This is a genomic window from Polymorphobacter sp. (assembly GCF_048007885.1).
GTDB lineage: Bacteria > Pseudomonadota > Alphaproteobacteria > Sphingomonadales > Sphingomonadaceae > Sandarakinorhabdus.
Genome location: NZ_CP180346.1, coordinates 2,302,755 through 2,314,359 on the forward strand (window position 1 = coordinate 2,302,755; position 11,605 = coordinate 2,314,359).

The following is an 11,605-nucleotide window of genomic DNA, read 5'->3' on the forward strand; positions in this document are numbered from 1 at the left end:
CGATGCTGAAGGACTATCTTTCCGACCCCGCCAGCCTGTTTGTCGGCCTGCCGGTGGTGGATCTCATCATCGTTGCGGTGGTGACGGTGGTGGCCTGGCTTTCGGGTCAGTTGCTGGGCGAATGGGCGGAGGCGCGCTTCGGGGCGTCGGCGTGGCTGCCGGACGGCTTCCGGGGGCGGGTGGTGGGCAAGGTGCGCGCCGGGATCGTGTTTCTGGCGCTCATCGTGCTGCTGGCGGCGCCGGGCTTTGGCGCGCAGCCGCGGCTGGTGGCGGCGCTGGCGCTGGCGGCGGCGACCATGAGCCTCGCCAATCATCTGCTGCGCGGCTTCGGGGTGAAGGGGTCGGCGGTGCCGCTATTGGCGGTGCTGGCGGGGATTTTGGCGGCGGTAGCGGCGCTGGGCGGCTTTTCGCCCTTGCTGATGGCGCTGGACAATGCCGCGCTCAGGCTGGGCAGCCGGCGGATCTCGCTGCTTGATGTGATGGTGACGGGGCTGGCGGCGCTGGCGCTGTTTGGCCTTGCTGTGCTGCTCAACCGGACGCTGGGGCGCTGGCTGGGGCAGATGGCGGGGCTGGACGAGTCGCAGCGGCTGCTGGGGCAGAAGCTGGTGGGCATCGCCATTGCCGTGGTGGCGTTTTTCATCGGCATCGACCTGCTCGGCATCGACCTGACCTCGCTGGCGGTGTTTTCGGGCGCGGTGGGGCTGGCGGTGGGTTTTGGCCTGCAGAAGACGCTGGGCAACATGATTGCCGGTGTGCTGCTGTTGATGGACCGGTCGATCAAGCCGGGGGATGTGATCGTGGTGGGGGACCAGTTTGGCCAGGTCAATCGGATCGGGGTGCGGGCGGTCTCTGTGCTGACCCGCGACGGCAAGGAGCATCTCATCCCCAATGAGCAGCTGATGACGCAGGCGGTGGAAAACTGGTCCTATTCCGACCGCAAGGTGAGGGTGCATATTCCGGTGGGGGTGAGCTATGCCTGTGATCTGGCGAGGGCGCAGGCGCTGATGCTGGAGGCGGCGCGCGATGTGCCCCGGGTGATGAAGGAGCCGGCGCCGGGCATCTGGCTGCGCGGCTTTGGCGACAGTTCAGTCGATCATGACATCATGGTGTGGATCGATGATCCCGAGGAAGGCGTGGGCAATGTGCGGAGCGCGGTGCTCAACCGGGTGTGGGTGTTGTTCAAGGAGAACGGGATCGAGATTCCGTTTCCGCAGCGCGATGTGTGGATCAAGTCGGCGCCGGCGGCGGTGGATAAGGGGCTGGAGAGCGAATGACGGGCGCGTGCGAGATGGAGCGGATTGTGCTGGTGCGGCACATCGAGGGGGTGCCGAGCCCCGAGGATTTCCGGCTGGAGCGGGTGCCGATTGCGCCGCTTGAGGACGGGCAGTTCTTGATCGCGAACAGCCATGTGTCGTGCGATCCGGGCACGCGTTCGCGGCTGTCGCCCGGCGCAAGCTATGCGAGGCCGGTGATGCCGGGGGAGCCGGTGGACGGCTTTTGCATCGGCACGGTGGTGGAGAGCTTGAACCCGCGATTTCCCGTCGGGCAGCGGGTGACGGCGACGGGCTGGGCGAGCCATGTTGTGTCGAGCGGGCGGGGCTATGTGATGCCTTTGCCCGCGCTTGATGTGCCGGATTCGCTGTGGCTGGGGGTTTTGGGGATTCCGGGGATGACGGCGTGGTTTGGCCTCAGGCGGGTAGCCGGGCTGAAGGCGGGCGAGCGGGTGCTTGTCACATCAGCGGCAGGGCCGGTGGGGACGACGGCGGGGCAGCTGGCGAAGCGCTGGGGGGCGAGCGAGGTTGTGGGTGTGGCGGGCGGGCCGGAGAAATGCCGCTGGCTGCGCGAGGTGGCGGGCTTTGATGTGGCGCTGGATTACAAGACGGATGACTTCGAGGCGGCCTTTGCCGAGGCGGCGGGGCCGGGTTTTGACGTGATGTTTGACAATGTCGGCAATGCGATGATCGACCGGGCGCTGCCGCATATGAAGCTGTTTGGCCGGCTGGTGCTGTCGGGCGCGACGGCGGATTATGTGACCGACCGGCCGCCGGGGCTGGTCAATACCCGCGAGATGATTGCCAAGCGGCTGCGGATGGAGGGGATTTTGGTGTTTGATGACCTCGCCGGCTTTGCCGAGGCGCAGGCCGGGATGGCGGCGCTGGTGCGGGACGGGCTGGTTTACCGCGAGGAGATTTTTGACGGGCTGGCGCAGCTGCCGGAGGCGTTTTGCGGGCTGTTCACGGGCGCGAGCTTTGGCCGGCGGCTGGTGCGCATTTGAGCGAATTTGATGCGATCGTGCTCGGCGGGGGCGGCGCCGGGCTGATGTGTGCGGCGACCGCCGGGCAGCGCGGCAAGCGGGTGCTGGTGGTGGACCATGCGGCGCAGCTGGGGGCGAAGATTCTGATTTCGGGCGGCGGGCGCTGCAACTTCACCAATGTGGGGGCGGTGGCTGAGCGCTATCTTTCGGCCAATCCGCATTTCGCCAAGTCGGCGCTGGGGCGCTATCAGCCGGCGGACTTCATCGCGCTCGTCGAGAAGCATGGCATTGCCTATCATGAGAAGACGCTGGGGCAGCTGTTTTGCGATGGCTCGGCGCGCGCGATTGTCGAGATGCTCTTGGGGGAAGCGGCGGCGGGCGGCGTGGAGACGGCGCTGGGGGCGCCGGTGCGCGAGGTGAGCCACGCCGATGGGCGGTTCCGGGTTGAGGTGGGGGCGCGCAGCGTTTCGGCGCCGGCGCTGGTGATTGCGACCGGCGGGCCGTCGATCCCCAAGCTGGGGGCGACGGATTTTGCCTATGGGCTGGCGCGGCGCTTTGGCCTGTCGGTGGTGGAGCCGCGGCCGGCGCTGGTGCCGCTGACGCTGGCGGGCGACCAGCTGTTGTTTCGCGAGCTGGCGGGCGTGGCGGCGGATGTGGTGGCGCGGGCGGGGAAGGCGGCGTTTCGCGAGGCGGCGCTGTTTACCCACCGCGGGCTGTCGGGCCCGGCGATTTTGCAGGTGTCGAGCTATTGGCGGAATGGGGAGAGCATTGCCATCGACTTTCTGCCGGATGCCGCACCCGGCTGGATGGTGGCGGCGAAGCGGGCGCGGCCCCGGCTTTCGCTGAAGGGGCTTTTGGCCACCATGTTGCCCGAGCGGCTGGCCGACACGCTGGCGGAGCGGCTGGACCTTTGGGGCGAGCTCAACTCGATGTCGGACCGGTTGCTTGGCATGGCCGAGGCGCGGCTGGCGGACTGGTCGTTCCGGCCCAGTGGCAGCGAAGGCTTTGCCAAGGCGGAGGTGACGGTGGGCGGGATTGCGACGGCCGGGCTATCCTCGAAAACGATGGAGGCGAGCCGCGTGCCGGGGCTATATGCGATTGGCGAGGCGGTGGATGTGACCGGCTGGCTGGGCGGCTATAATTTTCAATGGGCCTGGGCGAGCGGCTGGGCGGCGGGCGAGGCGATTGCGGCGCGCTAGAGCGTGGCGGCATCCGTGGGCAGGCCGAGCGCGACGCGGCCGGTGAGCTCCCATGTTGGCGGGCTCACCATGATGTGCTGGGTGGCGACATGGGCATCGCGGAAGCGGCGCTGGAGCGGGTGCTTGCTGTAGACGGCGGTGCCGCCGGCGATGTCATAGGCGGCGGCGGTGACTTTGGCGGCGGTGCGGGTGAGGTGGGTGGCGGCCTGGCGCAGGCGCGCGCGGGCTTCAAGGCCGATGGGCTGGCCGGTCTCGGCCTCGGCCCAGGCGGCGGCGATGGCATTTCGGGCGAGCGCGCGGGCGGCTTCGAGGGCGGCGTCGATTTGGGAATATTCGGCTTGCACGGTGCCGCGTTCGGCGAGCGTGCGGCTGGAGCCTTGCGCCTTTTTGGCGGTGGCGAGCGCCTTGACGTCATCGAGTGCAGCGCGCGCATTGCCGCTGGCCACCGCGGCGATGCCGAGCGCGAGCAGGCCGAAGGGCGGGAAGAGATGGAGCGGGGCCTTGCTCAAGGGCGTGTCAGTGAGGAAGGAGACTGAGCGGTCGGCGGGGATGGCGACATTCTCGACCGCCATGTCGCCCGAGCCGGTGCCGCGCAGGCCCGAGGCTTCCCAGGTATCGATCAGGGCGACGTCTTTGGCGTTGAAGAACATCATGCGGTGATCGGGCGCGCCATTCGGGAGTTTGCGAAGCTCGCCGTCATCGAAGATCATGGCGCCGCCGAGCAGCCATTGGCAATTGGCCGAGCCCGATGCCCAGGCCCAGCGGCCCGAGACGATGTAACTGTCCCCGTCTGACTGGGCCTTGCCCAGCGGCGCGAAGACGCCGCCGGAGATGCCGGCGGGATCGGAGAACATGGCCTCGGCGTGGTGGCGCGGCAGCCAGGCGGCGGCGAGCGCGCTGGTGCTGGCGATCATCGTGCACCAGCCGGCGGCGGCATCGGCGGCGCCGATGGTCTCGATGACATCGAAGAAGGTCTGGGCGGTGGTTTCGCCGCCGCCATATTCGGCTGGCACGGTCATGCGGAACAGGCCGGCGAGCGCCAGCTCGCGGGCGAGATCGGCCGGCAGGCGGCGTGCGGTCTCGGCCTCGGCGGCGCGGGCGGCGACGGTGGGGGCGAGATCGCGGGCGTTGTCGAGCAGGCTGGTCATAGCTTCATCAGGCTGGCGAGATTGTTGCGCTGCATGTCGGACGAGCCGCCGACGATGGGCATGCCGAGCAGATCGCGGACGTGACGCTCGGTCTCGAAGGCATCGGAGAGGCCATAGGCGCCGAGCACCTGCTGGCAGGTGAGGGCGATCTCGACGCCGGTATCGGCGATGAACAGCTTGGCCATGCTGGTTTCGATGGAGCAGCGGCGGCCTTCATTGGCGAGCCAGGCGGCGTGGTAGAGCATGTGGCGGGCGGCCTGCAGCTTTGTCCGCGCGGTGACGAGCTTGTGGCGGACCGACTGGTGCTGGCTGATGGTCTTGCCGAACTGCTTGCGGTTTTGCGCATAGTCCCAGGCTTCATCGAGGGCGGCGCGCGCAATGCCGAGGGCGACGGCGCTGATTTCGAGCTTTTCGACATCAAGGGCGCGGCCGGCGAGCAGCTTCCAGCCCTGGTTCCAATTGCCTTCGCCGCCGACGATGGCGGTCTTTGGCAGCCGGACTTCGTCGAAATAGACGTCCATCGAGGCGGTGTAGCGGAGATTGGCGTGGTGGATGGGCTGCATCGAGACGCCGGGGGCATCGGTGGGGATGAGGATAAAGCTGAGGTTCTTGTAGCGGTCTTCGGCTGGGCCGGAGCGGACCAGCGTGTAGATCTGGTGGCACCAGTCGGCGCCCGTGCACCAGCGCTTGGCGCCGGTGATGACGACGTCGTCGCCCTCGATCCGGGCGCGGGTGGCGACGCTGGCGAGATCACCGCCGACATCGGGCTCGGAGAGGCCATAGGCGAAGAACAGCTCGCCGCGGGCCAGCGCCGGAAGGAAGGTGGCCTTTTGCTGTGGCGAGCCGTTTTCGGAGAGGTTCATGCCGCCGTAGAAGGCGGTGTGGATATAGGGGGCGGCGAGGCAGGGGCCGGCGCGGGAAAGCTCCTCAATGACGGCGATGGCGGCGACGATATCCTGCCCCGCGCCGCCATATTCTTCCGGCACGGTGAGCGCGGTGAGGCCGAGCTTGTTCAGCTCGGCATAGACGTCGCGCGGCCAGCGGCTGTCCCGGTCCCACTGTTGGCGGGCGTCGCGCGGGGCGTGGGCGGCGATGAACCTTTCGACCGTGTCGCGCAGCTGCTGGACATGGGCGGGTTCGTCGGTGAAGGTCTGGAAGCTCATCTCATTCGCCTGTGAGGTTGGGTTTGCGCTTTTCGCGCATGGCGGCGACGGCTTCGGCGCGGTCGGCGGTCATGTTGGACATCATTTCATAGGCGATGCTGGCGTCCATCATCTGGGCGACGGCGGCCTTGAGGGGCTGGTTGGTGATGGTCTTGGTCCAGCGCACGGCCCAGCGCGGATTGGCCTGCAGCTTGGCGACGATTTCGGCGACCTTGGCATCGAGCTGCTCGCTAGGGACGGCGTGGTTGATGAGGCCGATGCGGGCGGCTTCGGATGCTTTGAGCAGGTCCCCGGTCATCAGATATTCCTTGGCGCGGGCATAGCCGATGAGCTGGGGCCAGATGACGGCGCCGCCGTCGCCGGCGACGAGGCCGACCTTGACATGGGGATCGCCGATGAGTGCGTTTTCATCGGCGATGATGATGTCGCAGAGAAGTGCGATGGTGGCGCCCAGCCCGGCAGCGGCGCCGTTGAGGCGGCAGATGACCGGCTTTTCGATATCGAGGAGCGAGGTGACGATGCGCTTGGCATCCCAGCCGATGTCGCGGAACATTCTGGGGTCGGCGATCTGCTCGGCGAACCAGTCGAAATCACCGCCCGCCGAAAAGGCCCGGCCATGGCCGGTGAGGATGATGATGTCGGAACTCGCTGTCATGCTGGAGATCGGTGAAGACGCGGGCGAGCTCATCGTGGAGGCGGGCGTCGACGCCGTTGACCGGGCCGGGGGCGGCGATGGTGGCGGTAAGGACGCGGCCGTCGCGGCTGAATTTGAACCGCTCGTAATTGTCGAACATTCATCACTCCCGGGCGTCGCTTGCATGCCCATACTGGGCTGGGCGGCGGGCGGGGGCAAGCTGGCAAATTTGCCGCGCCGGCGGTCAGTCGAGCTTGAGGGCCTGTTTGATGGCGGCCCAGCTGACGAGCTTGAAGTTTTGCGCGAACGGGGGGTTTTCGCCGTCTTGCGCGACCATCAGGCCCTGCGGGTAATCGGGGCCGAAATCGCCGGCGATGACTTCGATGCCGTCGGTCTCCTGCGTGGCGCCGTAGCGGCCGGGGCTGATGCGGAAGCGGCCCATGTAGCGGTGATCGGCGAGACGGTAGACGGCATAGGCATTGTCGCCCTGGCTGGAGGCGATGAGATAGCCATCGGCGACGGCGAGGCCTTCGACATCATCGACGAGGCGGGTGCCGTCGACCATGGCGACGGGGGTTGGTGCGGTGGCGCCATCGGTGGCGGCGTCGAAGCGCCAGATGCCGGCGTCTTCCTCGGCGACATAGAGCTGGCCGCTGGCGGCGTCGACGATGCAGCCTTCGGCCTGGGTTTCGACCTTGAGGGTGCGCACGATGCGGGCCGTGGGCGGGCCGGCGAGATCGAAGACGAGCTGGTTGATGGTGCCGTCCTTGAGGACGATGAAGCCATTCAAGGGCGCGCTGCCGGGGGTGAAGCAGAAGCCGTACGCCTCGCCGAGGCCGGCGGGGACGGTGCCGAGTGCGGTGAGCTTGGCGGTGTCGGGATCGAGGGCGAAGAGGGCGACGGCGGCGTTGGCTTCGTCGTTGCGGTCGGAGGCGCCGAGGATGAGGCGGCCATCGACATCGGCGAGGTCGACATTGTTGACGCGGCCAGCGTCGAGGAAATCGCGGACCTTGCCGTCGAGGCCATAGACATAGAGGCCGGCCTTCTTGTCGGTGCCGATGATCAGGCTGGCGGCGGGGTTTTCGGGATTGCGCCAGATGGCGGGATCATCGGCAGCGTCGGCATTGCTGGTGCCGACGGGGGCGGTTTCGCCGCTGGCCGGGACGTTGAGGGTGGGCGCGGGCGGCACCGAGGAGCGCGGGGCGCAGGCGGCGAGGAGCGCGAGCGAGAGGAGCAGGGGGCGGTGGGGCATGGGGCGCTCTTTGTGAAAACAGACGTGTTGCAGGATGGTGACAGTGCGGCGCGGACGCAAGACCTTCACGCGATTGTCATGATTTTGTCTCGGCTCTGTCATGCGTGCGCGGCATCTGCGCCCTGACAAAAGGGAGATTTATCTATGTTCGACACACGCACCAGCCTGCGCGCGCTTGCCTTTGCCCTTGCCGCGGTGTCGGCGCCGGCGCTGGCCAATACGGTGAATGGCACCGTGGTCGACAATAGCGGCACCCGGCCGCTGCAGGGCGCGGAAGTGCGGATCGATGCGCTGGGCCGGGTGACGCAGGTGGATGCGGCGGGGCGGTTCCGCTTCACCAACCTGCCGGCCGGCACCTACACGGTTTCGGTGTCGTTTGCGGGTGCGACCAGCCAGACGCAGGACGTGATTGTGACCGACGGGGGCACGCGCGAACTGGCCTTTGCGCTGGCGCCGGTGGGGGCGGAGGAATCGCTGATCCTTGTTGTCGGTCAGCAGGCGACCCTGCTCTCGTCGATCTCGCGGCAGCGGGCGTCGGACACGGTGACGACGGTGCTGACGCGCGATTCGATTGGCCAGTTTCCCGACCAGAATGTGGCGGAATCGCTGCGCCGGGCGCCGGGCATCAACGTGCTCAACGACCAGGGCGAAGGGCGGTTTGTCTCGGTGCGCGGGCTTTCGCCTGACCTGAACTCGGCCAGCATCAATGGCAACCGCGTGCTGGCGACTGGCGGCGACGAGCGTTCGGTGGCGCTCGACGTGGTGCCCAATGAGCTGATCGAGTCGATCGAGATCAAGAAGTCGCTGACGCCGGACATGGACGGCGACACCATTGGTGGCTCGCTCGACATCAGGACGACGAGCGCCTTTGACCGCAAGAAGGGCTTTGTCGCGGTGACCGGGCAGGGCGATTACAACCAGCTTGCCGACCAATGGTCGCCGAAGTTCTCGGCCAATTTTTCGCAGCCGATCACCGAGGATTTCGGCATTGCCGGGGGCGCGAGCTGGAACCGGCGGCGCTTTGCCACCGATAACGTTGAGGCCGATGGCTGGACGACGAGCGACAATGGCGTCGATTATGCGGAAGATCTGGAATATCGCGATTATGACGTGCAGCGGGTGCGCTGGGCGGCAACCTCAGCCTTGACTGGCGGCCGAGCGATGGCACCACCCTTTATCTGCGGGGCCTGTATTCGAAGTTTGATGACACCGAGCTGCGTCGCCGGCTGATCTTCGGCTTTGACGAGGCGCCGGCGAGCGCGTCGGGCGATGTGGTGAGCTTTGACAGCGCCGATGGGCGCATTCAGGTGCGCCGCGACTTGAAGGACCGGCGCGAGGTGCAGTCGATCGCGACGATTTCAGCGGGCGGCAAGACCGAGACCGGGCCGTGGACGATCGTTTATGACGTCGCCTGGTCCTATGCCGACCAGTAGGAGAATGGTTCGATCGATCCGATCCGTTTTCAGCGGCGGTTCCAGGACGCCCGGCGCGCTGGGGGTGACGGTCGATTATTCGGACTTGCAGGTGCCGCGCTATGGGATCGATTTTGGCGAGGCCGGTTTTCTGGATGCCAGCAGCTATGGCCTGACGCTGCTTGAGCGCACGACGCGCGAGGACGCCAAGGACAAGGAGTGGAGCTTCCGCACCGATGTGGCGCGTGACATTGCGCTGTCGGGCGGCGATCTGGAGCTGAAGTTTGGCGGCAAGGTGCGGCTGCGCACCAAGCGGCAGGACTTCATCATCGACCTGTTCGAGGATGTGGATGGCGGGCTGACGCTGGCCGATGTGCTGGGCAGCCAGACCTATTCGCTGGCCGACATCAACCCGACGCCCGACCTTGGCGCTGTTCGTGCCTTTGCCGCTGCCACGCCGGACAGTGCGTTTGAGCGCAACGACCTTGAGAGCACTTTTGTCTCGAACAACGAGAGCTTCCGGGCCGAGGAAGACATTTACGCGGGCTATGTGCAGGGCCGCTATGACACGGGCAGCCTGCGGCTGATCGGCGGGGTGCGCATCGAGCATACGCGCCAGAAGACGTCGGGCAACCGGACCGAGCTGGTGGAGGAAGGGGCGCTTGTGGGCGGCGTGCCGCTGCCGGAGGATGCGGTGTTCATCACGCCGGTGCAGTTCGAGCGCAACTACACCAACTTCCTGCCGAGCGTGAACCTGCGGGTCAATCTGGCGGACAATCTGGTGGCGCGTGTGGCGGGCTTCCGCTCGCTGTCGCGGCCCGGTTTTGGCCAGGTGGCGCCGCGCTTCGTGATTGAGGAAAATGAGGACAATGAGCGCGAGGGCGAGTTCGGCAACCCTGACCTCAGGCCCTACAAGGCGTGGAACTTTGATGCGACGCTGGAATATTATTTCTCCAGCCAGTCGGTGGTGCAGGGCGGCCTGTTCTACAAGTCGATCACCGATTTCATCGTGACCTCGCGGCAGCTTGACGGCAGCTTTGCCGGCATCGATTTCACCGAGGCGTTCATTCCGATCAACGGCGACAAGGCCGAGGTGTTCGGCGCCGAGTTCAGCTATTCGCAGGCGTTCACCATGTTGCCCGCGCCCTTTGACGGGCTGCTGGCCAATGTGAACTATACCTACACCAATGCGCGCGGCGATGTGCTGGGGCGGCGGATCCCGCTGCCGGCGGCGTCGAAGCATACGGCGAACTTCGTGCTGGGCTATGAGAAGGGGCCGGTCTCGCTGCGTGCGGCGGCGAGCTACCGCGACGAATTTCTCGACGAGCTGGGCGACAGCGCCGAGCAGGACCGTTATGTGCGGCCGCTGTTCCAGGTCGATGCGACGGCGAAGTACCGGATCAGCCGGAACTTCCAGCTGTTCTTCAACGTGGTCAATCTGAACAACGCCAGCTTCACGGCGTTCCAGAATGGTCCGAGCCAGCGCCGGCTGCTGCAGTTCGAGACCTATCAGCGGACCTTCAAGTTCGGCGCGACGGCGAATTTCTGACGCTGCTGGGTGATGGACGGGCGGGCGGGCTTGTGCCATGCCCGGCCTTATGGACGGGGCGCATGAGACCTATGAGCCGGCGGTGCTGCCGCCGCTGTTGCCGCGGCTGCTGGCGCCGCTGAGGGCGCGCTGGTGGTGGATGCCGGCGGGGGCGGCGCTGCTGGTGGCCGCCGTGCTGGTCTATCTGTGGCGCGCCGAGCCGGAATGGACGGCGCGAATGACGGTCTATCCGGCGCCGGCTTCCGAAGGGCTGGCGCCGCGGCCGGCCGGGCTGGCCGGGCTGGTCGGGCTGGGGGCGAGCCTGGGCGTGGGGGGGAGCAAGAGCGGCGATGCGCCGCCGTTCCGCTATTTTCTCGACGGGCTGGCGACGCCCGATGTGGCGGCGCGGCTGGCGGCGGACGATGCGCTGTTGCGCACGCTTTATGATTATGAGTGGGATGCCGACGCGGGCCAGTGGCGGGCGCCGGGGAGGGGGCTGATTGGCGGCGCGCGCGACCTTTTGTTTGGGCTGCTTGGTGTGCCGGTGCCGGCGTGGCGGCCGCCGGATGCGGCGCGGTTGCGCGATTATATCGAGTATCGGGTGGAGGTGGTGACGTCGGTGCGCTCGCCACTGGTGACGATCAGCCACAGCCACCGCGACTCAGCCTTTGCGGCGCGGTTTCTGGAGGCCGTGGTGGCAGCCGCCGATGCCGAGGTGCGGCGGGCCGATGCCGCGCGCAGTGCGGCCAATATCGACTATCTGAGCCGGCAGCTGGCGCAGACGGCGGAGGCTGACACACGGCTGGCGCTGGTCGAGGCGCTGGCGGCCGAGGAACGCAGCGCGATGCTGACGGCGGCGGCGACGCCTTATGCGGCGGAGGTGTTTTCGCCTGCGGTCACGGGGCGGTTTCCCTCATGGCCGAGGCCGGTGCCGCTGCTTTTGGCGGCGGTGTTTGTGGGGGTGTTGCTGGGCGCGGCGCTGGCGCTGTGGCGGGGCTGGCGCTCAGTCGAGTAG

12 protein-coding genes are annotated in these 11,605 nt (G+C 67.2%); 7 read left to right on the top strand and 5 right to left on the bottom strand.

Annotated features, from left to right (window positions below):
- Positions 1-2 precede the first annotated feature (2 nt).
- The 3 genes from ACMVO5_RS11065 to ACMVO5_RS11075 are packed head-to-tail and all read left to right on the top strand — an operon-like array spanning position 3 to position 3,453.
- Positions 3-1,274, top strand: a complete 1,272-nt coding sequence (locus tag ACMVO5_RS11065) for a mechanosensitive ion channel family protein (protein WP_416907560.1) — start codon at positions 3-5, stop codon at positions 1,272-1,274.
- The gene (locus tag ACMVO5_RS11070) at positions 1,271-2,275 is read left to right on the top strand and encodes an NADP-dependent oxidoreductase (RefSeq protein WP_416907561.1); all 1,005 of its coding nucleotides are present in this window, start codon (positions 1,271-1,273) and stop codon (positions 2,273-2,275) included. Before ACMVO5_RS11065 ends, ACMVO5_RS11070 begins: the two co-directional genes overlap by 4 nt.
- Before the next feature lie 44 nt (positions 2,276-2,319).
- On the top strand, positions 2,320-3,453 hold the full coding sequence (locus ACMVO5_RS11075; RefSeq protein WP_416909364.1) for an NAD(P)/FAD-dependent oxidoreductase: 1,134 nt from the start codon (positions 2,320-2,322) through the stop codon (positions 3,451-3,453).
- Here ACMVO5_RS11075 and ACMVO5_RS11080 read toward each other — a convergent pair.
- The 5 genes from ACMVO5_RS11080 to ACMVO5_RS11100 all read right to left on the bottom strand — a co-directional run bounded on the left by ACMVO5_RS11080 (position 3,450) and on the right by ACMVO5_RS11100 (position 7,650).
- Positions 3,450-4,601 (bottom strand): acyl-CoA dehydrogenase family protein, encoded by a 1,152-nt coding sequence (locus ACMVO5_RS11080; RefSeq protein WP_416907562.1) that lies wholly within the window; start codon positions 4,599-4,601, stop codon positions 3,450-3,452. The two genes, ACMVO5_RS11075 and ACMVO5_RS11080, sit on opposite strands and share 4 nt — an antisense overlap.
- Positions 4,598-5,764, bottom strand: a complete 1,167-nt coding sequence (locus tag ACMVO5_RS11085; RefSeq protein ID WP_416907563.1) for an acyl-CoA dehydrogenase family protein — start codon at positions 5,762-5,764, stop codon at positions 4,598-4,600. Before ACMVO5_RS11085 ends, ACMVO5_RS11080 begins: the two co-directional genes overlap by 4 nt.
- A gap of 1 nt (position 5,765) precedes the next feature.
- On the bottom strand, positions 5,766-6,419 hold the full coding sequence (locus tag ACMVO5_RS11090; protein ID WP_416907564.1) for an enoyl-CoA hydratase/isomerase family protein: 654 nt from the start codon (positions 6,417-6,419) through the stop codon (positions 5,766-5,768).
- Complete coding sequence (locus ACMVO5_RS11095) at positions 6,355-6,558, bottom strand: hypothetical protein (RefSeq protein ID WP_416907565.1); 204 nt, start codon at positions 6,556-6,558, stop codon at positions 6,355-6,357. Before ACMVO5_RS11095 ends, ACMVO5_RS11090 begins: the two co-directional genes overlap by 65 nt.
- An 84-nt stretch (positions 6,559-6,642) precedes the next feature.
- A complete protein-coding gene (locus ACMVO5_RS11100) occupies positions 6,643-7,650 on the bottom strand; it encodes a phytase (RefSeq protein WP_416907566.1) in 1,008 nt (335 codons plus the stop codon).
- A gap of 144 nt (positions 7,651-7,794) precedes the next feature.
- On the opposite strand from ACMVO5_RS11100, the gene ACMVO5_RS11105 reads away from it, so the two are divergent.
- Genes ACMVO5_RS11105 through ACMVO5_RS11120 form a run of 4 tightly spaced genes read left to right on the top strand, consistent with a single transcriptional unit; the run spans position 7,795 to position 11,605 of the window.
- The gene (locus ACMVO5_RS11105) at positions 7,795-8,880 is read left to right on the top strand and encodes a carboxypeptidase regulatory-like domain-containing protein (protein WP_416907567.1); all 1,086 of its coding nucleotides are present in this window, start codon (positions 7,795-7,797) and stop codon (positions 8,878-8,880) included.
- A 44-nt stretch (positions 8,881-8,924) separates the two neighbouring features.
- Positions 8,925-9,083 carry a hypothetical protein gene (locus ACMVO5_RS11110; RefSeq protein WP_416907568.1) on the top strand — a complete coding sequence of 53 codons (159 nt, stop codon included), beginning with the start codon at positions 8,925-8,927 and terminating at the stop codon, positions 9,081-9,083.
- Between the two features lie 4 nt (positions 9,084-9,087).
- On the top strand, positions 9,088-10,611 hold the full coding sequence (locus tag ACMVO5_RS11115; protein WP_416907569.1) for a TonB-dependent receptor: 1,524 nt from the start codon (positions 9,088-9,090) through the stop codon (positions 10,609-10,611).
- 37 nt (positions 10,612-10,648) lie between these two features.
- A complete protein-coding gene (locus tag ACMVO5_RS11120; RefSeq protein WP_416907570.1) occupies positions 10,649-11,605 on the top strand; it encodes a hypothetical protein in 957 nt (318 codons plus the stop codon).

What these genes read in the sequence shown, in the direction of transcription:
- ACMVO5_RS11090 (WP_416907564.1), bottom strand. Translation starts at nt 6,419, where the DNA reads ATGACAGCGAGTTCCGACATCATCATCCTCACCGGCCATGGCCGGGCC.
- ACMVO5_RS11075 (WP_416909364.1), top strand. Translation starts at nt 2,320, where the DNA reads ATGTGTGCGGCGACCGCCGGGCAGCGCGGCAAGCGGGTGCTGGTGGTG.
- ACMVO5_RS11070 (WP_416907561.1), top strand. Translation starts at nt 1,271, where the DNA reads ATGACGGGCGCGTGCGAGATGGAGCGGATTGTGCTGGTGCGGCACATC.
- ACMVO5_RS11080 (WP_416907562.1), bottom strand. Translation starts at nt 4,601, where the DNA reads ATGACCAGCCTGCTCGACAACGCCCGCGATCTCGCCCCCACCGTCGCC.
- ACMVO5_RS11100 (WP_416907566.1), bottom strand. Translation starts at nt 7,650, where the DNA reads ATGCCCCACCGCCCCCTGCTCCTCTCGCTCGCGCTCCTCGCCGCCTGC.
- ACMVO5_RS11095 (WP_416907565.1), bottom strand. Translation starts at nt 6,558, where the DNA reads ATGTTCGACAATTACGAGCGGTTCAAATTCAGCCGCGACGGCCGCGTC.
- ACMVO5_RS11105 (WP_416907567.1), top strand. Translation starts at nt 7,795, where the DNA reads ATGTTCGACACACGCACCAGCCTGCGCGCGCTTGCCTTTGCCCTTGCC.
- ACMVO5_RS11120 (WP_416907570.1), top strand. Translation starts at nt 10,649, where the DNA reads ATGCCCGGCCTTATGGACGGGGCGCATGAGACCTATGAGCCGGCGGTG.
- ACMVO5_RS11065 (WP_416907560.1), top strand. Translation starts at nt 3, where the DNA reads ATGCTGAAGGACTATCTTTCCGACCCCGCCAGCCTGTTTGTCGGCCTG.
- ACMVO5_RS11115 (WP_416907569.1), top strand. Translation starts at nt 9,088, where the DNA reads ATGGTTCGATCGATCCGATCCGTTTTCAGCGGCGGTTCCAGGACGCCC.
- ACMVO5_RS11085 (WP_416907563.1), bottom strand. Translation starts at nt 5,764, where the DNA reads ATGAGCTTCCAGACCTTCACCGACGAACCCGCCCATGTCCAGCAGCTG.